The organism is Ruegeria sp. G2 (assembly GCF_056533505.1).
Genome location: NZ_JBQFON010000001.1, coordinates 840,737 through 863,846 on the forward strand (window position 1 = coordinate 840,737; position 23,110 = coordinate 863,846).

The window sequence follows — 23,110 nt, forward strand, 5'->3', positions numbered from 1 at the left end:
AGGCAGAAAACGAACAGGCGAGGGCCATGGAAGGTTTTACAATAATTGACGGGGTTGTGGCCCTGATCATCGTGCTGTCGGGCTTGTTGGCCTATTCGCGTGGTTTCATGCGCGAGGTTCTCGCCATCGCTGGCTGGGTTGCCGCTGCCGTCCTGGCCTTCATCTTCGCGCCGCAGGCCGTGCCACTGGTCAAAGAAGTGCCCGTCGTCGGAGAATTCCTGCGCGACAGTTGTGAGCTTTCGGTTATCACCGGCTTTGCCGCCGTTTTTGCTGTTGCCTTGATCGTCGTCAGTATCTTTACACCACTGTTCTCTTCTCTGGTGCAGCGTTCCGCGATCGGTGGTCTGGATCAGGCACTTGGGTTCTTCTTCGGCATCGCACGCGGCATCCTGCTGGTTGCGATTGCCTTTTTTGTCTACGACACCGTAATGACCGGCCAGTCTTACACGATGGTCGACGAAAGCCGCTCGGCAAAAGTCTTTGAACAGTTCAGCGGCAAGATCGAAGAACAAAACCCCGAAGCCGCGCTGGGCTGGGTCACCGCTCAGTACGAGGAGCTGGTCGCAAGCTGCACTGCAGATAATTCAACGGACGCATCCGACGGCTGATCACGCCATTTAGGCCTGTAATAAGGAACGAGGTGATCAATCCACCCCGTTCCGGCTCTTGTCGAAGACCATGTTAGCTGGTCTACGACAAGTGCGCAGTGTAGCTGTGAGCTCAATTGGACCAGTGTAGCGGTTTGGTATTAGCGACTGCTGCACGTAATAAAACGGATTTTTGAACGTTGAAGAAATAAGCCAAACAGTTCAAAGCCAACAGTTTGCGTTTTGGTTGCGATTGTTTTGCCCTTCATTCGAAGGAAGAAACGGGTGATTTGTGAATTTCTACTGCCCCGTAGTTTTTCAACAAGCGCTAACTTTCAAGAAGTTCACGAATATTGGCATCTAGCTGCGTCGTGAAGCCCTTGTCACTTCCTGGGTTTGCAGCGCAATGGCCCCAGGGCGAATGATACGGGCGGAAGATGGCGTTGGGCATGAAGCTGGCTTCATTTTCATTGTCTTCTGGTGGAAAGTATAAATCCTGCGTGCAAGGCATCAGGATGGCACGAGCTTTGATGGCACTCAGTGCCAGTTTGTAATCCCCATTGTAAAGCGGTCCGGCAGAGATATCGCCTGCCTGCCAAGTTGCAAGCTTTGCCAACAGGTCGTTGGCATCCCAGCCCTGCACATGATCACGCTCCCAATCCTGCAACAACTCCTCGATAGTTTCGAAACCCATCTGCCGATAAAGTCCCTCGCGATAAAAGGTCTGAGAGAAAGCCCAGCCTGCGTAAACTCGACCAAAGGCCTTCAGCCCTGCTTCGGGTTGGCTAGCATAATTGCCACCGTTCCAATTTTGATCCGCGCAAAGGGCCGCCTTAACCCCTTCGAGGAAGACGAAATTGTGTGGAGAAGTTCTGGCTGAGGCGCAGAATGGCAGGATCGCCTGAACCATGTCTGGGTATTGCGCTGCCCACTGGTAGGACTGACAGCCCGCCATTGACCAACCCGCAACAAGGGCGATTTTTTCGATCCCCAGATGTTCGTGGACCAACCGGTGCTGGGCAGCAATGTTGTCCCACATTTGTACCAGCGGGAAACGCGGCCCGTCCTGCGGTGCAGGCGTATTCGATGGTGATGACGAACGACCATTGCCAAACAGGTTGGGGCTGACGATGAAATGCCGCGCCGGATCAATCGCGCGACCCGGACCAAAGAAGCCTTCGTTGCGGGTATTTGTGCCGGTGTAAAATGTCGGCAGAACGATGACATTGTCACCTGCCGCAGACAATGTGCCGTAGGTCTGATAGGCGAGCTTGGCATCCTTGAGCATCTCACCCGACAAGAGCGGAAGGTCACCCAACTCGTAGATCTGATAGTCCGCCATTGTCTAGCCCTTCCCGCTTTTAGTAGAGCCGAAGGTATTCCTGTACTTCCCAATCGGTGACCGATTGGTGGTATCGCTCCCACTCATCATTCTTGTATTCTAGGTAGGACTGACGCATCACGGGGCCCATCACATGTTCTGCCATGGTGTCGCCCCGTAAAGCCTCGATCGCATTGAACAGAGTGCGAGGCAATCGACGGATCCCCAGTTCAGCAAGTTCAGCTTCGGTTTTTGAGTAGAGATCAAAATCCGTTGGTTTGCCCGGGTCGATCTTGTGTTTGATCCCCTTAACACTGCAACTCAGATGCATCGCCATTGCCAGATAGACATTCATGGTCATATCGCAGGCGCGGTTTTCGATGCAATGGCGGCTTTGCGGCAGGCGGAACTGGGCAGAGCGATTGTTGAAACCATAGGTGATATTGGTCGGGGCCCAAGTGACAGTGCCACCCTCAAATCCACCTACGCGAGGCACGAGACCATTGTAGGAATTCACGGTCGGACAGGTGATCGCGGTGATCGCTTCGGCGTGCTGCATCAATCCGCCAACGGCCCAGCGGCTTTCGTCGCTCCATTCCCCGTCGGGGGTTTCAAAGATGTTTTCACCGGGACGGCTTTCATGTTGCATCGACATGTTGATATGCGCACCCGATCGCCAGTCGCCCACTGTCGGTTTTGGCATAAAGGTTACGAACATCCCGTGCTTTTTTGCCACCTCTTTCAAGGTAATTCGCAGAAACGCCAGACGGTCGGACATCTCCAGCATGTTAGTATAGTGAAAATCCAGTTCGAATTGTGAATACGCACCCTCAGCGACTACATCATGCAGGTTCCAACCCAGCCCTTCGATGATGTCGATCATGTCTTTCAAAAATGCCATCGAGTCGATCGAGTATTCAACGTCATAGCCAAATGCCTGACGGCGTGGACGGACCCCGATAGCAGGGTCGTCGTCAAAGGCCTTCACTGGTTGGCCGGCATCGTCATATTTCATCACGATGAACTCGGGTTCGACACCGGCATAGCCTGTGTATCCTTCCAGCGCAGCCTCGTGCATGGCGCGTTTCAGGGCCTGACGCGGGCAGACATTGTAAGGCGCGTCTTCCCAATACAGATCGGAGAAGATGATTGCCATCGATGTGTCCCACGGACAGACGTAGACCGCGTCAAGATCCGGCACCACCACCTGATCGCTGTCAGCGGGGCTGAGTTCGGGCACGTAAGAAATCGAATGCACCGCAAATTGCGGTCCTTTTCCAAGGCAAAGCGGTTCAAAATCGCTCATCGGGACGGGCTTGGTTTTTGGAATGCCGTGCAGGTCGATCCAGGCAGCCATCACATATTTGACGCCGGCCTCTTCCAAACGTTGTTGAACTTCTGGGATACGCGGGCGGTTCCGCTCTACTGCGTCGTGAAATGTCTCGTAGTAAATACGGGCGTTGGCATTGTCCTTGGGCATTCGGCGTCCTCCCATCGAATAGCAATTGGATTTGCTTCACCGAGGTGACACCTCGGTGTTGGTTCAGGTTTCGTTTGCTCGGTCACACGGCGGAAAAATGTTCAGCCGGGAACAAAATCGTCAGGGTCAATGCCGGGAACTTGTGTGATCCCCGCCAGTTGTTTCCAGTTGTGTGGGTAGGCGGCATAGAAGATCACGCATTTGCCGTCCGCTTCGTAGGAAATGTGATTGTCCTTGGGGACAAACAGCACGTCACCACGATTGCAGACATAGCTTTTGCCGTCACAGACCAATCGGAACGTCCCCTCGAGGCAATAAATGATCTCGTCGCAGGTCAGATCCCACGGCACCTTGATGTTGTTCAGAACGTTGATGCCACCGCACATCGACTTGCTGAACTCGCTGGTCACCATCGGTTTAATGTACGTATCGCTGTCGCCCATCGTGTCGTAGCGTTTCTGAACCAGGTCGAATTTGAAAAGTTGAGGTGTATCACCCATTGGGTCAGCCTTCCTGCGCCAAGTGTTTCAGTATGGATTCGTTCAATTCGACCTTGTAACCATCAGGATCCTCGCAGAAGGCGATGACCCTTGTACCGTTTTTCATTGGCCCCGGCGGGCGGGTGATGTTTACACCGGCTGCTGCCAGTTGCTCGCAGGCGGCGTAAACGTCTGGAGTTTCAATGCAGATATGACCCCAACCGTCACCCTTGTCATAAGGCGTGTCCTGATCCCAATTGGCGGTCAGCTCCAGCGTGGGAAACTCAGCCTCGGGCCCGTAACCGATAAACGTGTTGGTGAATTTCCCTTCGGGATAATCCGTGCGCCGCAACACCTCCATGCCCAAGATTCCACAATAGAAATCCAGCGACTTCTCCATGTCTGTGACCCGCATCATCGTATGGGCCAGACGAAACCCTTTGGATATGGAGTTGCTCATTGATCTTGTTCCTTCTTACTTATGCGCCGGCTACATCACGCTCGATCAAATCTTGAAAGGCGCGCACGCTATCTTCCCAGGCCGGCGACAACAGGCCCCCATCTTCGGCGACCGGGGATTTGCGGCCCTCAAACATGCGTTCAACCATCTCGTGATCTTCCTTGTGGACGTCCCACCAGAGGTTTCTGAGGGCCTCTATTTCCTCAGCGCTCAACTTTTGGCCTTCAGTGGTGTAAAGCGCTCGGTACTGGCGCATCTTTCCGGGGCCGACGGGCACGTTAAGATAGACGCCCAGTTGATCCGGGAAATAGCGGCCCAGGATAAAGTTGGGATACAGCGTCAAATAGCGCGAGCTCACACCCAAACTGCCGGATGTGCCCAATTCTTCCTCAAGGTCCACTGCGCTACCGATGCAGGTGCCATCAATGATAGTATAGTGATCCTCCAACGGCTGATCCGTCGTCGAGGAATGTACAAACTGGACGTGGTAAGGCTCGATAAAGTTCTCCATTATCAGCTTCCAGTTGGTGTCGATCTCACCAAAATCGAGCAGGCCAATGGGTTCCAATTTGCTGTAATCCATTCCCGACAACTGGTTGATCAATGGCGCGGCATAGTCTTCGAATTCAGGCGCGTTCCCATCCAGATTTACGAAAATCCAGTCATGCCAGACATAAGTGCGTACGGGTTTCAGCCGATGCTCTTTGATGTCGAAACCGTCAAACTCTTGCTTGCCGGTGCCTGCAAAATGTGGAGCTGCCCGCAGGCGACCATCCAGATCATAGGCCCAGGCATGATAAGGGCAGCGGATCAGTTTGCCGACATTCTTAGGCCTATCAACCAGCGTCATGCAGCGGTGCAGGCAAACATTGTGAAACACCTGAATGTCGCCTCCACGACCACGCACCGCCAGCAGCGGCAAGCCGGCACAGGTGATAGGTTGTGCATCGCCTGGGTTGCTCATCTGATGGGCAAATCCAACAAAAACCCAGTTCTTGGCTAAAACCGTCTGGCATTCCCGTTGCCAGAACTCCTCGCTGCGGTATGCGTCGGCGGTCAGACCGTGCTGAGGCCCGCAAGACGCCTGTGCTTTTCGCTCGGCAATTGTCATTTGTCCTCCCTTCGACACTGACACCAGCATCCGCCGATCCAACGGCATGCGCATGGATTCACCGTTTCTCGCGGATGGCCTGTTTGCAGGCTCTGTACCGCCGCGACGGGTTTAGATTTTAACTCTACGAATATCGCATTATTTTGGGCTATTCCCCTTCGATATCCGCTTATGTAATGAATTATCGGGTAAGAATCGGAGGCGATCTGGTCAAAAAGCGGCATTTCGATACGAATTTCGAATAATTTAGTTGCGCCGGCTGTTAGATCCACAAATCCAGCATTAAATAATAGAAATTTCGGCAATCTGGCCTTCGGAAACTGTGGCGAGAAGATCAAAGCATGTCGTTTTCCGCACTTCCTTCCAGAGGATCCCTAAGAGTTAATTGCGGATTTCGATGCGCTCTCTTAACCTTGGCTGCGAATACAGCAATCGAGCATCAGGCCTATGTCAGTCAAAAAGCAACCGAACGCGCGTGCCGCCCAGAGCATTCGATCCCCCAAGGATGATTTAAACCAGCAGATCATCCGGCTCTTACAACAGGATGGTCGGATGGCATTTTCTGAAATTGCACAGCAACTGGATGTGTCGGAGGGAACCATTCGCAACAGGGTGAGCGGACTGCGAGACAACAACATGCTGCGGATTGTTGCGATGTCGGATCCGGTGGCAACGGAATACACGACAGACGCGATGATTGGCTTGAACGTGGCGACCGGCGTGACCCCAAGACAGGTGGCCGAGCGACTTGAAAGAAACCCACGTGTTGTATTCATCCTGTGGGTCGCAGGTCGTTATGATCTGATTATCGAGCTGGTGAGCGACGATAGCGACGCACTAAAAGATTTTCTGGAACATGAAATCCACGCGAGTAACGATATTGCGAATGCCGACGTCATGCCGGGGCTGAAGAATTTCAAGAACCAGTTCCTCCTAAAGCAGGGTGCAAAGGAGTGATTAGGAAGAAGTCGACCGCTAAAAGTGATAGCACGAGAGGACTTCAACAAAATTCTTTTGCTAGATACTCAGCGCCGATCATAGTGCCGGCCCCGACAATAGCCGGTTGTTGAATTTTGCGATCGATTTTGCCAAACCAGTCATTTTGAATGTCGAAGCCAGCAGCAAGCAACTGTTTCGCGCTGGCGATTGGTCATCGAACTAAAGCAAGCGAACGGCCGGTGAGCCCCACAATGCGGATATCAATTGCTAAACTTGGATCACCAGATATCCCAAAGATCATCCCAGCGTTGAGCTTGGACTCATTTGTAAGAAAAACCTGTCGGAAACGGAAAAACAGCGCGCCTTACAATATTCTCAGCATTAAAATTCGGCGCTCGCATATTCTGTGTCAGATTCATTCAAAATCAAACGAACCCTTCACCCCCGCAGATATTGCAGCGAATGGCTTTCAATCCAAAGCACCCGTCGCAGCGGCTTGAGATTGGTTTGCCATACTGGTCGCGGCTTTTGACGACCGTTCCAGATCCTTTGCAGATCTCACAGGGTGCACGGCCTGATCCTCGGCATCGGTGACACCGACGCTTGACGGGCTGTTCCTTGGGATTGTTTTGCTTGTGCTGCCACATGGCTATTTTCCATCCCAAACTATCGGGCATCTGGAGCAGACACCTGACCTAAAGCACAGCACAGGTCGCCTCATTTGTCATCTTAAACCCGCGAGCGGCGCATTTCAGGCCTGCGGCAAATCGCGAATGTGATCCTTTGGTGACACGCGCGGCAATAGGCAGTATGTCGGAGCCGAAGCGACATGGAATCGGAGCTGCCGATCTTGCTGTATTTGTTCTATTCTGCATTGGCCGCTTTGGCGCTTGTGCATGCATGCCATACATTCCGGCTGCAACAACCCAATCAGATACGCAGTAGCAGTCGATCCGACCTGAACACCAGCCAGATCAAGTCATAGAAATTGGAGCCCGTGTATGTGTGGGATTTTGGGGATCGCAAGCCGGACACATGATGTCTTTGCGGAAATCTATGACGGGTTGCTGATGCTGCAGCACCGGGGTCAGGACGCCTCGGGGATCGTCACCTACAACGGCGAATTCTTCCGCGAGAAAAAAGCCAATGGTCTGGTCAAGGACGTCTTCAACGCCAGCGATGCGGAAACCCTACTGGGCAAGATCGGCATGGGTCACGTCCGCTATCCCACTGCAGGATCGCTAAGCGCCACCGAGGCCCAGCCTTTCTTCGTGAACGCGCCCTACGGAATTTACCTAGTCCATAATGGCAATATCACCAACACCGAAGAACAGCGCGAAAAAGTGACTGCGAAATACAGCCGTCACCTGCGCACCACCTCGGATTCCGAAGTGTTGCTAAACGTGTTGGCCGACAAGGTAGCGGACGCCATCAAAGTCAATGGCAATGCCGACCCGATCCGCAACTTGTTTGCAGGTGTAAAGATGACCATGGAGCGGGTACAGGGTGCTTATTCTGTGATCTGTCTGGTCGCCGGTGTTGGTATGCTCGCCTTCCGCGATCCGTATGGTATCCGGCCCCTGTCGGTCGCCAAGCGAGAAGCGCCCGGTGACGGTGATGATTTTGCCTTTGCCTCGGAAGACGTAGCGTTTGGCATCAATGGTTTCGACAAATTGCGCGATCTGCGACCCGGTGAGGCGATCCTGATCGATCTCGACGGGAATATGCATGAGTTCCAGGCTGTCGAAGGCAAGCTGACGCCCTGCATTTTCGAGTATGTCTATCTGGCACGTCCGGATTCGCTGCTTGATGGCGTGTCGGTTTACAAAACCCAGATGCGCATGGGCCAAACACTCGCCAAGCAGATTCAGGATTCGGGGCTAGAGATCGACCGGATCATCCCTGTGCCAGATAGCGCCCGCCCCGTCGCACTTGAAGCCGCCAAGATTACCGGCATTCCCTATCGTGAGGGGCTGGTAAAGAACCGCTATGTAGGCCGAACCTTTATCATGCCAGGTCAGGCCGAGCGCCAAAAATCCGTGCGCCGTAAGCTGAACGCCGTGCCGTTGGAATTCGACGGACATAATGTGCTGCTGATCGATGACTCGATCGTGCGCGGCAATACGATCAAGAAGATCGTCCAGATGTGCCGCGAGGCTGGTGCAAAGAAGGTGTACATCGCCAGCGCTTCTCCACCCGTAAAATACCCCAATGTCTACGGAATCGACATGCCCACCAAGGCCGAACTGGTTGCCAATGGTAAAGAGATCGAAGAAATCCGTGAAGAGCTGGGTGCGGACGCGCTGTTCTACCAGAATCTAGACGATCTGATCTGGGCCGCCAAGGAAGGCAATCCTGAGATCGAATCCTTTGACTGTTCGTGCTTTGATGGAAACTATATCACCGGGGTAGATGAGGACTATCTGGACAGTCTTGAAAACAGCAGCCGAGTCAGCAAGAAACGCGAGGATATGCAGGTCGTTGGCGGTTCGTGGAACGCGGCCAAACTGGCGTCGGGCTGATCAGGCGAATCAAATGATAGCGACAGGTCATTTCCCTGAGGTGGGGTGGCACTCATAGGTCAGAATCCGCCGACAACTCTCTGTTGAACGAGATGCGTTTGCAAAGGGTTGGGCGACCTGGGTTAGCGACCTATTGGAAATGTGATTGCAACCCTTTTGGTTCGAACGGCCGCATGATACCCGATCGCCGTAAACCACTCACAATGCAGGGCCCGGGCACACGATCCGGCCGCAGATCATGGCAAATTCAACGGTCAAAAGCGCCGCAACGCAAGCGGGTGCGCTAAAGAAAAACTCGGTCTCTGTGCTGGGCGTTTTTGGCCCTAAGTCCGAGTTGCGCGCTCTGGTTCGTCTGTCCTCGGGGCGGGTAAAGAAAGTAAAGCCAGGCAGCCGTGTCGCCTCGGGCAAGGTGATCGCCATTGATGAGGAAGGTGTCGTGCTGCGACAAAGCGGCCAGAACCGCAGGATCGACATACCTGGCAGTTGATCCAGACTTGACGCCTTGTGCGCACGGGTTCAAACCCCACCTATGACCGATCAGACCAAAATCGCCCTGATTACCGGGGCCTCACGCGGGCTGGGCGCGGCACTGGCCGAAGCCCTTTCCCCCGAGTATCACATCGTTGCCGTCGCCCGCACCCAAGGCGGGCTGGAAGAGCTGGACGATCGCATTCAGGCCAAGGGGGGCTCGGCCACTTTGGCCCCGATGGACATCACCGATCCCAATGCAATGGCGACACTTTGCCGTGGCATTCACGACCGCTGGGGTAAGGTTGACCTGTGGTTGCATACAGCTGTCCATACCTCGGCCCTGACACCAGCAAATTTTGTTGAACCCAAGGAATGGACCAAAGCGGTCAGCACTAACGCGACAGCCACCTCGGTTCTGATTCCTTATGTGTCGCCCCTGTTAGGCGATGCAGGTCACGCGGTGTTCTTTGATGATCCCAAGGCAGGTGAAAAGTTCTATGGCATCTACGGTGCCACCAAAGCCGCGCAAATGGCTTTGGCCCGTAGTTGGGCAGCCGAGACAGCTCGCACAGGTCCGCGGGTTACGATCCTTGAACCCGCTCCGATGCCTACAGCGGTGCGTGCACGATTCCATCCCGGTGAAGACCGCAAGGCACTGACCAGCCCCGCGGATGAGGCGGCGCGGATCGTGGCCGGGCTTTGATTGGCCCTGACGGGCCATGCCTCCGGCGGGGATATTTGTGGCCAGATGAAGCAGGCGGTTTACGCGATGTGGACACCGTTGCGCCCGGCGAGATCGACAAAGAACTGCCAAGCCACGCGGCCCGAGCGTGCGCCGCGGGTGGCTTGCCATTCGATGGCCTCGGCGCGCAGGGTTTCCTGGTCGATCGTGACGCCATGGGCGGCACAGTAGCGGTCGATCATGGCGAGATATTCATCCTGATCGCAGGGGTGAAAGCCTAACCACAGGCCGAAACGGTCCGACAAGGATACCTTTTCTTCAACAGCCTCAGACGGATTAATAGCGCTGGAACGTTCGTTTTCAATCATATCGCGTGGCATCAGGTGGCGGCGATTTGAGGTGGCATAGAACACCACGTTTTCCGGGCGACCTTCGATGCCGCCATCCAGAACAGCTTTGAGTGACTTGTAGTGTTGATCATCATGGCTGAACGAAAGGTCATCGCAAAACAGAATGAACCGGTGCGGCGCTAACCTCAGGTGGTTCAGCAGACGCGCGACTGAGGACATGTCTTCCCGTTGTAGTTCGACAAGTTTCAAATCCGGGTGTTCTGCTTGCAAAGTGCCGTGCACTGCCTTGACGAGGCTGGATTTTCCCATACCTCGCGCGCCCCAGAGCAGCGCGTTGTTGGCCTTGTACCCAGCCGCGAACCGGCGGGTGTTGTCCAGCAGCGTATCGCGGGAGCGATTGATGCCGACCAACAGATCCAGATCGACGCGGTTAACCTCCGAGACGGGCACCAGCCGGTCCGGTTCCACATGCCATACAAATGCAGGGGCCGTGCTGAAATCGGGTGCGTCCAGCGGCGCGGGCGCCATGCGTTCCAACGCGTCGGCGATACGGTTCAGGGCTTGATCGTCCATCGGCTCCTCCGGGTATTCCGGCGGAGTTGAACCACGTTCCGAACTACACAACAAGGCCCGCACATAAAAAAGGCGCGCCGAAGGTGGACGCGCCTTTTGAAATCAGGTCACAGGCTACTTTGTCTCGTCGTAATCCTGCATCATATCCGCATCCGCCTCGGCCTCTTCATCGTCATAGTAGCCGTCGGCGCGCAGTTGTTCTTCGCGCTTTTTCTCGACGCGGGCGACAAGGAAGATTGACACTTCGTATAGTCCATAGACCACGGTGAACAGGATCAGCTGCGTGATCACATCTGGTGGTGTCACCAAAGCAGCCAAAACCAGAATACCGACCATCGCGTATTTGCGAACGGCACCCAGACCCTCGGCCGAGACCAGCCCAGCCTTGCCCATCAGTGTCAGCAGAACCGGCAACTGGAAGCACAGGCCAAAGGCAAGAATAAACTTTAGCGTAATATCCAGAGATTCATTGACCTTCCCGAAGAAGGTGATTTTCACGCCTTCTGTTGTTTCGGGAACAACAATGATCTCTTCCGGGACATCATCGGCCGCCGGGGCCAGCAGGTTTGCAAAGATCGAACTGACATCTGCAAACCCAAGGAAAAACTGCATCGCCAAAGGTGTCACAACAAACTGCGCAAAAGCCGCCCCCAACAGGAACATAAACGGTGATGCGATCAGAAACGGCAGGAAAGCTCCCTTCTCGGACTTGTAAAGCCCCGGAGCTACAAACCGCCACAGCTGATATGAGATCACGGGGAATGCCAGTGCAAACCCGAAGACCATCGATATCCGAAACAGTGTGAACAGGTATTCCTGTGGAGAGGTGTATTGCAGTGTTGGTGACGGATCACCAAGCTCACGCAGGGTCGCCTCGATCGGACGCACTAAGAACTGCAGGATCGGTTCGGCCACTATGAAGGCAAGAACAATCCCCACGATAAAGGCAAGCACCGACCGGATCAGCCGGGTACGAAGCTCGGCTAGATGCTCGATCAGAGGCGCCGAGCTGTCCTCGATCTCGTCGGTTTTAGTCATGACTTGCTTTCAGTTTTCAACGCGGCTTCGGCCTCTTCCGCCTTTGCAAGCGCATCTGCGGCTTCCTTAGCCTTGCGTTCAGCGGCCGCACGGGCCGTGGAGGCTTGGATCTTCTTTGCCTGCTCTGCCCGTTCAGCAGCCAGCTTGCCGGTCTCGCTATCAGGGTCGAACTTGGTCGGGTCAATGGATTTGGCCACGTCACGCGCGGCCTCGTTGATCCCGTCCATCGCGGTACTAACCGGATTAGTCGCCGCGTTCAGGCCCTTCTTGATATCATTGACGCCAGCTTCATCCGCCGCTTCGTTCATCGCAGTGCTGAACTCACGCGCCATACCGCGTGCCTTGCCGACGAACCGCCCGACATTGCGAAACAGCACTGGCAGGTCCTTCGGCCCCACCACGATCAGCGCAACGATGCCGATGACCAGAAGCTCGGTCCAGCCCAGATCAAACATCTAAGCTCAGACCTTGTCTTTGTCGGTCTCAGGGGTGACGTCTTTAGCCAGCTCGGAGGCGTCCTGTTCCAGCTCTTCCGAACCTTCCTTGATGCCTTTCTTGAACGAGGTGATGCCTTTACCCACTTCACCCATCAACGAGCTGATCTTGCCACGTCCAAATAGGACGAGAACCACAACAGCAATGAGCAGGATACCCGGAAGGCCAATATTGTTGAGCATGTCTTGTCTCCTTCTACGTCGGCGCATCGCGCCGGGAATACGATCTGGCCCTGTGTCTACGCCCGTACGGGCCATTGCAAAAGTGCGCCAGATCAATTCCGCGCGCGAATTTGAACGGATCGCACAATTTTTGCGGGCTGGCATTTCCCAACTGACAGGTTTATGTCAGTTGTAGTGGCCTAGAAGGACGATATCGAAACCTGGTCAACGGAGAACCACATGACCCATGTCGCAGAAATCGTCACTTTCACACTCGCCGAAGGCACAAAACCCGAACAGTTCGTGAAACTGAGCCAAGCATCCGAGGCATTTGTCCGCGCCGCCCCCGGCTTTGCCCATCGCCAACTGAGTCAGGGCGAAGATGGTCGCTGGACGGATTATGTTGTCTGGGCAGATATGAAATCCGCCAAAGATGCTGCGGCTGCTTTCATGCAACAAGATTTTGCACCCGCTCTGATGGCGGCAATCAATCCCGAAAGCGCTCAGATGCGCCACGAGACCGTGCTATGGAACATGACCGCCTAACCGCGGCTCAGACGGCGTGTCATGCGCCGTACTGACCGTCTGTTCGATATCATCCAGATCCTGCGCGACGGCAAGCTGCACCGCGCGCAGGACATAGCGGACCGGCTCGAAGTGTCGGTCCGTACGATCTATCGCGACATGGATACGCTGGTAGCCTCGGGCGTTCCGGTCGAAGGCGAACGCGGCGTGGGTTACATGGTGCGTGAACAGATCACACTGCCCCCGCTGAACCTGACACCCGCCGAGCTTGAGGCTCTGAACCTCGGCATGGCCATCGTGGCTGAAGCCGCCGATCCCGATCTCAAGTCCGCCGCTGAATCTCTGGCCGACAAGATTGACGCCGTACTGCCCACTCAAGTCGTGGCCGAGGCCGACACCTGGAAATTCGCCGTCTACCCGTTTGCCGATGCTGCGCGCGGATTGGCCCACATGGCCCCGATCCGCGCTGCGATCAAATCACGCCAGAAATTACAACTAAGTTACCGCCGCATCGACGGTATCCTGACCGAACGCACCATCCGCCCTTTGCACATGGAATACTGGGGCCGCGTCTGGACCCTCACTGCATGGTGCGAACTTCGCAATGGCTTCCGCGTTTTCCGCATCGACCTGATCGAGGCCATCACACCCTTGCCAGAACTCTTTTCAGACGAACCCGGCAAACGGCTGAGCGATTACGACCCCTACGGGTGATCCGCGCTTCATCTGGCCACAAATATCCCCGCCGGAGGCATGGCCCGGAACGGGCCATTCAGGTCACTTAAGATAGGGCTCAGGATCAACCGACTCGAACCCCTGACGCACCTCAAAATGCACATAGGCATTGTCGCCACCACGCAGCGCGGCGATTTTCTGACCCCGTCGCACCCTGTCACCCTTTTTCACGGTGATATTGTCGACATTGGCATAGACGGTCAGCAAATCATTGTTGTGCTTGACCACAATGATCGGAACCTGATCGGCGTCTTCCGTGATCGCCGCAACGGTACCTGCCTCGGCCGCCGTTACTGAAGCACCTGGAGACGCCGCAATGTCGATCCCTTCGTTCTTGCCTTTGGCATAAGTGCGAATGATCGTCCCGTTCACAGGCGCTGCCAATGCTGAACTGCCTGAATTCGTAGGGGCTTCGGCAGTTACATCTGGTGCGGGTGTTGCAGCGGCAACCTTCTCATCCGGCAATGGCTGTGTCGCGCTTGGCGGTGTTGGCGTCGGAGAGCCCTCTCCCGGCTGTGTCACAGCCGTCGCGGTTGCTGCTGGTGCGGCAGCGCGCGGCGCTGCCTGATCCTTGACGGGGATCAGCAGATACTGGTCCTCACGCACGGTAAAGTCCGATCCCAACCCGTTCCATTCAGCAAGCGATTCCACAGACACCTGATAGAGACGCGAGATCGTATAAGCGGTTTCGCCGCGTTTTACCTTATGCCGAATGGGCTCTGGCCCGGATGCAGCAGGCGCCGGGGTCGCGGCGGGTTGCGCAGGTTGCAGGGTGGATGTCTGAACCGAACCGGTATCGGGTGCGTCATCAATCGCAGTCCCAGCTATGGTTGCAATATCAACACCACTCGAAGCACCGACTGAACGCGGCAGTGCAAGCACTTCGCCGTCCCGTAGAGAGTCATTCGGCTGCAAACCATTAAATCGCGCCAGTTCGACCACTGGCATGCCGATACGGGCAGCGACATCACCAACCGTATCACCCCTGCGGGCCACTGCCACTTGATAGTTTGGATAGGTTATCACCCCCCGTGCATCCGGTGACGGTCGGCTGGCGGTGGCTGCCAGAGCGGCATCTGTCGTAGAAAACCCGCCAACATTCCCGCGCAAGTCATAGTCGAACGGTCCTTCACACCCGGCCAGAATTGCCAGCACGGCCACGCCCGTTACACAACGGCGCATTGCTGAATGGGAAACTGCTCTCATTTTTCTGTCCTCAACACCTGCCCCTGTTCTCCGGGGTTCCGGCGCCTTTTAATATACCTTTACGCTCCGTCTTTTCCCAGCCCCTCAAGCAGAGGCACAAAACGGACCGGCAACAATTCGTCGTAATCCAGACCGGTCTCGGTACGCGTGACCCGGATCAGGGTCTGCACCGCATCCGACTGGCCCACGGGTAACACCATGATACCGCCGATTTTCAACTGCGCCAAGAGTGGCCCCGGAGGATCTTCGGCGGCAGCGGTTACAATGATACGGTCGAACGGTGCCTGTTCGGATAATCCAAAAGAACCATCCGAGAGCATCGCCGTCACATTTGTCAGCCCCAACTCACGAAACAGCTCACCGGTTTCACGCACCAGCCGTTTATGGCGTTCGACAGTATAAACCCGGCGCGCCAGTTTGGACAGAATCGCCGCCTGATAACCCGATCCGGTGCCCACCTCCAGAACCGTGTCCCGCGGGCGCACTTGCAAAGCCTGCGTCATCAGACCCACAACCGACGGTTGGCTGATGGTCTGACCACAGGCAATCGGCAAGGGAGTGTCCTCATAGGCCCGCTCGGCAAACAGTCCCCTCACAAACTGGCCCCTGTCGATTTGCTCCATCGCCGCCAGAACGCGCGCATCAGTGACCCCGCGCGAACGCAGCGCAAATAGGAACTGCATGATGGTTTCAGCGCTTGGTCCTGTCATTCGATGACCTTCAACGCCTCAAGCGTGTCGTGGGCGGTCAGATCGGCTCGCATCGGTGTCACCGAGATATACCCTTCAAGGTTAACGGCGGCATCCGTGCCCGGAGCAGTCGGATTGTGCTGATATCCGCCCTTGATCCACAGGAACCGCCGCCCCGACGGCGAGCTGTGGGGTTCGACCGAGAAATGCGTATCCCGGCGGAATCCCTGCGGTGCTACCCGGGCACCCAGCACTTCATCGGCGGGGACCGGTGGAAAATTTACGTTGAAGAACAGTCGATAATCACCCGATTCTGGCGGGGTGGCATCCAAAATGCGCCGAACAAGTCCCGCTCCGTAACGGGCTGCTGCCTCAAACGGATCTTCCAGCCCCAAATTGCGCGGGCCAAAATACTGTGACAAGGCAATCGCGGGCAGACCCTGCAGGGCAGCCTCCATCGCTCCACCGATCGTACCGGAATACAAGGTGTTTTCAGCCGAGTTATTGCCCCGGTTAACCCCGGACAACACCAGATCGGGCGGAGCGTCTTTCATCACGTCGTGCAGACCGGCCAAAACGCAATCCGCGGGCGACCCTTCGGCGGCAAAGCGACGCTCACCCAGTTTGGCCAGCATCATCGGGTGGGTATAGCTGATGCAATGACCGACGCCCGATTGCTCAAAAGCAGGTGCGACCACCCAAACCTCGCCTTCGGGGCCAGCCAGTTCAGCTGCAATCGCTTCCAGCACGATCAGTCCCGGCGCGTTAATGCCGTCATCATTGGTCAGAAGAATTCGCATGCCCGGTCCACCCCTCGTTTTGCCCTTGATAGACCCGCCTCTGCGCTGCGACAAGCAATGCGCATACGCAATCTGAGGCTTTCACGCACCACTTGGGTGAAAATGAAGGGTCTGAGCGTCAGGCCGGGAACACAAAACACCGGTCGCGGCGAATTGTCAGCCACATGACCCGGCCCTCTTTGGGCACAAAGACGTTAGGAACCGTGGCCTTCAGGATCGAGCCATCGTAGTCCATTCGAAACTCGACAAGGCTTTCATTTCCCAGAAATCGAGCACGCTCAACCACACCTCGGGCTGCAACACCGTCTGTAGGTGTCGGCGCAGGCCCTTTGCCATTGCGGTCGAAATCCAGTTTGACATGCTGGGGCCGGAATACGATTTCAACATCGGTTGCGTCCGGCACACCTGGCGCGAGAAAACGGCCAAACGGAGTATGCGCCAAAGCACCATTAACTTGGGACTTCAACACATTGACATCACTAAAGAATGCAACTGCCGCCTTGTCTGCAGGACGGGTATAGACATTGTACGGCGCCCCTTGCTGCACAATCTTGCCGCGCCGCATCAGCGCGATCTCATCGGCCATCCGCATCGCCTCGTCCGGCTCATGCGTGACCAACAGAACGGCAGCATCCTCTTCCTTAAGGACTGCCAGCGTCTCATCCCGAATACCGTCTCGTAGACGGTTATCGAGGCCCGAGAACGGCTCATCCATCAGCATGATCCGTGGACGTGGTGCAAGCGCCCGCGCCAAAGCCACACGCTGTTGCTCCCCTCCCGACAACTGATGCGGAAATCCATCAATAAACCGCATCAAATCGACTTTGGTCAGCAATTCTTCAACCCGCGCGCGCTTCTGCTCTTTGCTGCCCTTCAGGCCAAATGCGACGTTGTCTGCCACGCTGAGGTGCGGAAACAGAGCAAAATCCTGAAACATCAGCCCAATCTCGCGCCGTTCAGGGGGCACTCGAAACACAGTGTCACAGATCAATTTGCCATCGACATAAATCTCGCCCGAGGTCTGCATCTCGACGCCAGCGATCATGCGCAAGGTGGTTGACTTGCCACAACCCGACGGTCCCAGCAGACAGGTCACCTGCCCTGCCTGTACGGTCAAGGACACATCATCCACAACCGTCCGCCCAGCAAAGCGCGCAACCAGATTGCGGATTTCCAATCGAGGAGGAGTTGTCGTCACTGTCACCGATGGACCCCGTTGCCTTTCCCGATCAATTCCATCGGGCTTAGGCGGGGATAGCAACCCCGCCCTTCAGGCGCAAGGGATCAGCAACACCCAGTTGACGCAGCTTCGCCCTGTACAACAAACGGGCTATCACCGCCGCATCCTTCGAAGATCCCATAGTGGTTTGAGAAATCGCCGATGAACTCGAAATGTCGTGCAAACCGAGTGTCTTGCAACATCATCCATGTATTGCCACAGACCGGGAACACTTTGCCAGTCTCAATCGTGTGGTGATCATCCAGCACAAATTCATGCGGCGCATGCGGCACTGTGCCCTTGTAGATCACAGCCTGACCGTAGTCTTCGCAAGCCGGCTCAAGCGCGGGCAGCTTGAACAGACGGTATGTGGCCGAAATAAAGCTGAGCGGTGCCACCCTTTCCTCCAGAGCGAAGTTCTCGATCGTCAAAGGACGATGCGTGACCCTACGCGGATCACCAAACCCGGCAGCGCGCGACATCGACAGGAAGTCATTCCAATAGAGCGCCCCCGACAAGCACTCACCGTACAGCACCTCGTCTTCGGCCATGGCTTTGGGAACCCGGCGGTCAGCATAGACGTCCGAGAAATACATCTCACCGCCTTTTTTCAGCAAACGATGGACCCCGCGCAGCACCGCAGCCTTGTCAGTCGCCAGATTGATTACGCAGTTCGAGACAATGATATCGAACGATCCCGGTTCTAGGTCCAGCTCATCCAGCTTTTCGATAAAACCGTGATGAAACTCTACATTGCTTTTGGAATGCCCAAATGCCTCAGCGTGATAATCCTGTTGAGCGCGCGCAACATCCAACTGTTCCGGCGTCATGTCGACGCCGACAACACGGCCATTTTCACCAACCATCGCCGACAGCGCATACACATCCCGCCCCGCGCCACAGCCCAAATCAAGGATGTGCATTCCTTCCAGATCCAGCGGAGCAATTAGCCCACACCCATAGTAACGTGTCAGCACATCATCATGAATTTGCGATAGAATTTTCTTGACGTGATTCGGCATATCATCCGGGGTACAGCATGCATTCGTTTGCAAATCCGCACTGCCTTGCAGCACTTCGCCATAGTAGTTCTGCACAGCTTCATGCTTCATCGCGGCATTCCTTTTGTCACTGGTTGCACTGCAGTTAATGCAGCAAGCCGAACCGTGCAATCCACCACCGCCCAATTTGACGATACCGTGACCGCGCTCAGCCCAGCAATTCGAAACCCACGCCCGCGCGCACCCGTCCGTTCACCTGAACCTCTAACCGATGTGGCCCGGGCACCAATTTGAATGTGGTCGCGTTGCCCTTGAGCTTGTGGCGCTTTGTGACGACCAATTGTCCTTCTTCCAAACTAGTTTGTTTCAACTTGTGAACTTTAGGTGAAACCTTTCCCCCAGGCCTTTGAAAATGTACAATATAATCGATCAAAACAGGCTGTCCACTCGCGCCCTTCAATTGCGCTTCGAAATCAAGCGCCTCACCAATCCGAGCCGGACCATTCACCTGAACTTCGACCGCGATATCAGCTTCGGGATCATACCCAAGAGCTCTCATCGCACCCGGGTGCCCAGACTTTACCAGACCCCGCAAAGCGTGCGCTGTCATCCACTGCAACTCTTCCGGATCCTGTTGCTGTTCCTCCTCCCACTTACGCAGTCGTTCCAGCACCAGACCGGGGTCTTTCTTGGTGATATCATTCAGATGGTTGGCGACTGATCGTGTCACATATCGCGTCTGATCCCCATGCAGCTGGTCAAGCAACGGCAAGGGATCAGAGACGTCCAAGCCAACAGCCTGCCCCCAAGGCAGGCGTGGCCTTGTCCCTTCGCTGACCAGACGGCGCACGTGATAGCTGGGATGGCAACACCAGTTCTGCATACGCTCAAAAACTTTCTCGGGATGGTGGTTCAGGAAAGGGCGGATCGCCCATTCCATCGAAAAGCGTTGCGTAAGCTCTTCCAAGACGTCCAGCGACAATTCAGGGTGATCCAGCCCGATCGCGCAGACCCAATCGCCCAGAGGCGCAAAAATGAAATCGCCGAAGTCATCATCACTCTTGCCGGGATCAAGCGGCGGCGGCAACGCATCCAGAATGACCGGGGCAACCGCTGGAAGATCACCCGGAACGGCTTCTTGCAAACATTCTGCAATCCAGGCCATCCGCTCTTTCAATTCCAGCTCAAGCAATCGCGACATTATTCGTGCTTCGAGTGCACCTCCGTCGAAATGAAGGTCAGCTTCCGCGAACAAACCCGCAAGATAGCTTACTTTTTCAGCGTTGAAGAGTTGATCTTTCAGAGAAAAGTTTTGCGCCATGCTTACATCGTCAGATTAGTGCCCCCACCATCCAGCAAAATATTCTGCCCGACGATGAAACCGGCATGTTGTGAACATAAAAACGCGCAAGTCGCCCCGAATTCTTCCCGCGTTCCATAGCGGCGTGCTGGAATGGTCGCGGCGCGCTCTGCCCGTGCATCATCGATCGAGATACCTTTCTGCGCCGACACGCCGCCATCCAGTGCGTCCGCCCGATCGGTTGCATGGATTCCCGGCAGCAGATTATTAATTGTCACCCCGTGCGGCGCCACCTGCCGCGAAGTGCCCGCCACGTATCCGGTCAGACCAGTACGCGCCGCATTCGACAATCCCAAAACAGCGATCGGTGCACGTACGGATTGTGAGGTGATGTTCACCACACGGCCCCAGCCTTTATCCATCATTCCCGGAAGCAGAGCCTTCATGAACGCAATCGGTGTCAGCATGTTTGCATCCAGCGCTTTGATGAAGTCGTCGCGTTCCCAATCGGACCACATCCCTGGAGGTGGACCACCTGCGTTTGTAACAAGGATATCAACACCCTGCGCGGCGTTTATCACCTCAACCTGACCTTCAGATGTTGTGACGTCACAAGCGACGGTCTGTACGGCAACGCCATATGACGACCGCAAACGTGTTGCCTCGGCTTCCAGCGCCTCAGCCCCGCGTGCGTTCATCACCAGGTCGACACCGGCTTCGGCCAGCGCCTCAGCGCAGCCCAGACCCAAACCTTTGCTGCTGGCGCAAACCAACGCACGTTTTCCACGAATTCCAAGATCCATTCTGACCCTCCCTATCTTTGCCCTCATTTAGCATCGGCCCGACAAGGAAGGCCAGAAACGGATCAGTGGCTCAATAGAAGAACTCTTCCCGCACGATCTTGCCGTCGGCGACGTGATAAACAGCAACTTCGCGCATATCAAAGCTCTCACCAGACTCCTTCACCTTGCCCTGAACTTCGAAGATAACGGCAAAACGGTCTTCGCCATGCGGGAACGGATCACTCACAGAAGCGCCTGAAACCTCGTGCGCGCCTTCCCACCACTCATGTTTGCCTCGTATTGCGTCACGGCCATGAGTTTCGCGCCCCATGCCCATTGCATCCGCAGCCTCAACCGAGACAGCATCCGCTGCGTAAAGCTTGTCCAGATTTTCTTTGGCTCGGTTTTCTCGGCAACCCGCAACCAATTCGCCTGCGATTTCTTTCAAATTCATTGGTCCACTCCATATTTTGTTCACTATATGTTCTTATTGCCATACCCCCATGATTCGAACCACCCCCTTTGTCTTGCCTCGGCAGGATTCCCCGCCTATACGCGCGTTTATGCTTGATACCTCGAACCAACCCACTCTGCCGCCCGAGATTGCCCGTCGCCGGACATTCGCCATTATCTCGCACCCGGATGCGGGCAAGACAACGCTGACGGAAAAGTTCCTGCTTTATGGGGGGGCCATTCAAATGGCCGGTCAGGTGCGCGCCAAGGGTGAGGCACGGCGCACGCGGTCGGACTTTATGCAGATGGAGAAAGATCGCGGTATCTCGGTCTCGGCCTCGGCGATGTCCTTCGACTACGGGAATTTCCGGTTCAATCTGGTGGACACCCCCGGCCACTCGGATTTCTCGGAAGATACCTATCGCACCCTGACGGCCGTAGACGCCGCCGTCATGGTCATTGACGGTGCAAAGGGTGTGGAAAGCCAGACGCAGAAACTGTTCGAGGTCTGCCGCCTGCGCGATCTGCCAATCCTGACCTTCTGTAACAAGATGGACCGCGAAAGCCGCGATACGTTCGAGATCATCGATGAAATTCAGGAAATGCTGGCCATAGACGTCACGCCTGCCGCGTGGCCCATTGGCGTGGGTCGCGATTTTATTGGTTGCTACGACATGCTGCGCGACCGGCTGGAGCTGATGGACCGCGCCGACCGGAACAAGGTGGCCGAGAGCATTCAGATCAACGGGCTGGATGACCCCAAGCTGGCCGAGCATGTGCCGGCTGAACTGCTCGACAAGCTGCTGGAAGAGGTTGAGATGGCGCGCGAATTGCTGCCCAAGCTCGACCCACAAGCGGTTTTGGAAGGGCACATGACCCCGATCTGGTTCGGTTCGGCGATCAACTCGTTTGGCGTTAAGGAACTGATGGAAGGCATCGGAGCCTATGGCCCGCAGCCGCAGGTTCAATCTGCCGAACCGCGCCAGATCGCGCCCGATGAAAAGAAAGTCGCCGGGTTCGTGTTCAAGGTGCAAGCCAATATGGACCCCAAGCACCGCGACCGGGTGGCGTTTGTTCGTATGGCGTCGGGCCATTTCAAACGTGGCATGAAGCTGACCCATGTGCGATCAAAGAAGCCGATGGCAATCTCGAACCCTGTGCTGTTCCTCGCTTCTGACCGCGAATTGGCCGAAGAGGCTTGGGCCGGTGATATCATCGGCATTCCCAACCATGGCCAGTTGCGCATCGGTGACACGCTTACCGAAGGCGAAGCGATCCGCGTGACCGGCATCCCCTCCTTCGCGCCGGAACTGCTTCAAACCGTCCGCGCGGGCGATCCAATGAAAGCCAAGCATCTGGAAAAAGCCCTGATGCAGTTTGCCGAGGAAGGCGCGGCCAAGGTCTTTAAACCCTCGATCGGCTCAGGCTTTATCGTCGGGGTTGTCGGTGCGCTGCAATTCGAAGTGCTCGCCAGTAGGATCGAGATGGAATACGGTCTCCCTGTGCGGTTTGAGGCGTCTCAATTCACCTCGGCCCGCTGGGTCAGCGGTGACAAGCCCGAGGTCGACAAATTCGTTAACGCCAACAAACAGCACATCGCGCATGACCATGACGGCGACATCGTCTATCTGACGCGTCTACAATGGGATATTGACCGGGTGGTTCGTGACTATCCAGCGCTGAACCTGACCGCGACGAAGGAAATGATGACCTGACGGATTCCGCGGCCAA

27 protein-coding genes are annotated in these 23,110 nt (G+C 55.7%); 10 read left to right on the forward strand and 17 right to left on the reverse strand.

Going from position 1 to position 23,110, the window contains the following annotated elements; translation table 11 throughout:
* The first annotated feature begins 26 nt into the window (after nt 1-26).
* Nucleotides 27-608 carry a CvpA family protein gene (locus ACR0DU_RS04125; protein ID WP_010440366.1) on the forward strand — a complete coding sequence of 194 codons (582 nt, stop codon included), beginning with the start codon at nt 27-29 and terminating at the stop codon, nt 606-608.
* A gap of 307 nt (nt 609-915) precedes the next feature.
* Here the strand turns inward: ACR0DU_RS04125 and ACR0DU_RS04130 are convergent, their stop codons facing one another.
* The 5 genes from ACR0DU_RS04130 to ACR0DU_RS04150 form a co-directional block, all read right to left on the reverse strand.
* Nucleotides 916-1,929 carry an alpha/beta fold hydrolase gene (locus ACR0DU_RS04130; protein ID WP_480872621.1) on the reverse strand — a complete coding sequence of 338 codons (1,014 nt, stop codon included), beginning with the start codon at nt 1,927-1,929 and terminating at the stop codon, nt 916-918.
* Nucleotides 1,930-1,948: 19 nt separating this feature from the next.
* Entirely contained in the window at nt 1,949-3,388 is a 1,440-nt protein-coding gene (locus ACR0DU_RS04135; RefSeq protein ID WP_480717757.1) for a glutamine synthetase family protein, read from the reverse strand.
* Between the two features lie 101 nt (nt 3,389-3,489).
* A complete protein-coding gene (locus ACR0DU_RS04140; RefSeq protein WP_010440369.1) occupies nt 3,490-3,888 on the reverse strand; it encodes a cupin domain-containing protein in 399 nt (132 codons plus the stop codon).
* Nucleotides 3,889-3,892: 4 nt separating this feature from the next.
* The gene (gloA, locus tag ACR0DU_RS04145; RefSeq protein WP_010440370.1) at nt 3,893-4,327 is read right to left on the reverse strand and encodes a lactoylglutathione lyase; all 435 of its coding nucleotides are present in this window, start codon (nt 4,325-4,327) and stop codon (nt 3,893-3,895) included.
* Nucleotides 4,328-4,346: 19 nt separating this feature from the next.
* A complete protein-coding gene (locus ACR0DU_RS04150) occupies nt 4,347-5,492 on the reverse strand; it encodes an aromatic ring-hydroxylating oxygenase subunit alpha (RefSeq protein WP_480872623.1) in 1,146 nt (381 codons plus the stop codon).
* 393 nt (nt 5,493-5,885) lie between these two features.
* On the opposite strand from ACR0DU_RS04150, the gene ACR0DU_RS04155 reads away from it, so the two are divergent.
* From ACR0DU_RS04155 to ACR0DU_RS04180, 6 genes are all read left to right on the forward strand, one after another.
* Nucleotides 5,886-6,395, forward strand: coding sequence for an Lrp/AsnC family transcriptional regulator (locus ACR0DU_RS04155; protein ID WP_170781692.1), 510 nt, complete (start codon nt 5,886-5,888; stop codon nt 6,393-6,395).
* 149 nt (nt 6,396-6,544) lie between these two features.
* Nucleotides 6,545-6,877, forward strand: a complete 333-nt coding sequence (locus ACR0DU_RS04160; protein WP_480872625.1) for a hypothetical protein — start codon at nt 6,545-6,547, stop codon at nt 6,875-6,877.
* 329 nt (nt 6,878-7,206) lie between these two features.
* Nucleotides 7,207-7,362, forward strand: a complete 156-nt coding sequence (locus ACR0DU_RS04165; protein ID WP_010440374.1) for a hypothetical protein — start codon at nt 7,207-7,209, stop codon at nt 7,360-7,362.
* Nucleotides 7,363-7,378: 16 nt separating this feature from the next.
* Entirely contained in the window at nt 7,379-8,899 is a 1,521-nt protein-coding gene (purF, locus tag ACR0DU_RS04170; protein ID WP_170540129.1) for an amidophosphoribosyltransferase, read from the forward strand.
* Nucleotides 8,900-9,137: 238 nt separating this feature from the next.
* Nucleotides 9,138-9,386: a hypothetical protein gene (locus ACR0DU_RS04175; protein ID WP_480872627.1), complete on the forward strand. Its 249-nt coding sequence runs from the start codon at nt 9,138-9,140 to the stop codon at nt 9,384-9,386.
* 42 nt (nt 9,387-9,428) lie between these two features.
* A complete protein-coding gene (locus ACR0DU_RS04180) occupies nt 9,429-10,073 on the forward strand; it encodes an SDR family NAD(P)-dependent oxidoreductase (protein WP_480872628.1) in 645 nt (214 codons plus the stop codon).
* Between the two features lie 59 nt (nt 10,074-10,132).
* Here ACR0DU_RS04180 and ACR0DU_RS04185 read toward each other — a convergent pair whose 3' ends face one another.
* From ACR0DU_RS04185 to ACR0DU_RS04200, 4 genes are all read right to left on the reverse strand, one after another.
* A complete protein-coding gene (locus ACR0DU_RS04185; RefSeq protein WP_480872630.1) occupies nt 10,133-10,975 on the reverse strand; it encodes an ATP-binding protein in 843 nt (280 codons plus the stop codon).
* Between the two features lie 114 nt (nt 10,976-11,089).
* Nucleotides 11,090-12,013 carry a twin-arginine translocase subunit TatC gene (tatC, locus tag ACR0DU_RS04190; RefSeq protein ID WP_170781687.1) on the reverse strand — a complete coding sequence of 308 codons (924 nt, stop codon included), beginning with the start codon at nt 12,011-12,013 and terminating at the stop codon, nt 11,090-11,092.
* A complete protein-coding gene (tatB, locus tag ACR0DU_RS04195; RefSeq protein ID WP_170470712.1) occupies nt 12,010-12,468 on the reverse strand; it encodes a Sec-independent protein translocase protein TatB in 459 nt (152 codons plus the stop codon). The genes tatC and tatB overlap by 4 nt, the downstream gene beginning before the upstream one ends.
* A 6-nt stretch (nt 12,469-12,474) precedes the next feature.
* The gene (locus ACR0DU_RS04200; RefSeq protein WP_010440381.1) at nt 12,475-12,690 is read right to left on the reverse strand and encodes a twin-arginine translocase TatA/TatE family subunit; all 216 of its coding nucleotides are present in this window, start codon (nt 12,688-12,690) and stop codon (nt 12,475-12,477) included.
* Between the two features lie 219 nt (nt 12,691-12,909).
* Between ACR0DU_RS04200 and ACR0DU_RS04205 the strand changes: the two genes are divergently transcribed.
* On the forward strand, nt 12,910-13,215 hold the full coding sequence (locus ACR0DU_RS04205) for a hypothetical protein (RefSeq protein WP_010440382.1): 306 nt from the start codon (nt 12,910-12,912) through the stop codon (nt 13,213-13,215).
* Between the two features lie 21 nt (nt 13,216-13,236).
* A complete protein-coding gene (locus ACR0DU_RS04210; RefSeq protein WP_480872633.1) occupies nt 13,237-13,908 on the forward strand; it encodes a helix-turn-helix transcriptional regulator in 672 nt (223 codons plus the stop codon).
* 63 nt (nt 13,909-13,971) lie between these two features.
* Here the strand turns inward: ACR0DU_RS04210 and ACR0DU_RS04215 are convergent, their stop codons facing one another.
* The 8 genes from ACR0DU_RS04215 to ACR0DU_RS04250 all read right to left on the reverse strand — a co-directional run bounded on the left by ACR0DU_RS04215 (nt 13,972) and on the right by ACR0DU_RS04250 (nt 21,380).
* Nucleotides 13,972-15,135, reverse strand: coding sequence for a peptidoglycan DD-metalloendopeptidase family protein (locus tag ACR0DU_RS04215; protein WP_480872635.1), 1,164 nt, complete (start codon nt 15,133-15,135; stop codon nt 13,972-13,974).
* A 59-nt stretch (nt 15,136-15,194) separates the two neighbouring features.
* Nucleotides 15,195-15,845, reverse strand: coding sequence for a protein-L-isoaspartate(D-aspartate) O-methyltransferase (locus tag ACR0DU_RS04220; RefSeq protein WP_480872637.1), 651 nt, complete (start codon nt 15,843-15,845; stop codon nt 15,195-15,197).
* On the reverse strand, nt 15,842-16,624 hold the full coding sequence (gene surE / locus ACR0DU_RS04225) for a 5'/3'-nucleotidase SurE (protein ID WP_480872639.1): 783 nt from the start codon (nt 16,622-16,624) through the stop codon (nt 15,842-15,844). Before surE ends, ACR0DU_RS04220 begins: the two co-directional genes overlap by 4 nt.
* Nucleotides 16,625-16,742: 118 nt before the next feature.
* On the reverse strand, nt 16,743-17,828 hold the full coding sequence (locus tag ACR0DU_RS04230) for an ABC transporter ATP-binding protein (RefSeq protein WP_029621845.1): 1,086 nt from the start codon (nt 17,826-17,828) through the stop codon (nt 16,743-16,745).
* An 80-nt stretch (nt 17,829-17,908) separates the two neighbouring features.
* Complete coding sequence (locus ACR0DU_RS04235; RefSeq protein ID WP_480872641.1) at nt 17,909-18,955, reverse strand: methyltransferase domain-containing protein; 1,047 nt, start codon at nt 18,953-18,955, stop codon at nt 17,909-17,911.
* Between the two features lie 97 nt (nt 18,956-19,052).
* Nucleotides 19,053-20,165, reverse strand: a complete 1,113-nt coding sequence (locus ACR0DU_RS04240) for a hypothetical protein (RefSeq protein WP_480872643.1) — start codon at nt 20,163-20,165, stop codon at nt 19,053-19,055.
* Between the two features lie 2 nt (nt 20,166-20,167).
* Nucleotides 20,168-20,947, reverse strand: coding sequence for an SDR family oxidoreductase (locus tag ACR0DU_RS04245; protein ID WP_480872645.1), 780 nt, complete (start codon nt 20,945-20,947; stop codon nt 20,168-20,170).
* Nucleotides 20,948-21,017: 70 nt separating this feature from the next.
* Nucleotides 21,018-21,380 (reverse strand): SnoaL-like domain-containing protein, encoded by a 363-nt coding sequence (locus ACR0DU_RS04250; RefSeq protein WP_319544712.1) that lies wholly within the window; start codon nt 21,378-21,380, stop codon nt 21,018-21,020.
* A gap of 109 nt (nt 21,381-21,489) precedes the next feature.
* Here ACR0DU_RS04250 and ACR0DU_RS04255 point away from each other — a divergent pair, with 109 nt between their 5' ends.
* Complete coding sequence (locus tag ACR0DU_RS04255; protein WP_170540165.1) at nt 21,490-23,094, forward strand: peptide chain release factor 3; 1,605 nt, start codon at nt 21,490-21,492, stop codon at nt 23,092-23,094.
* The last annotated feature ends 16 nt before the right edge of the window (nt 23,095-23,110 follow it).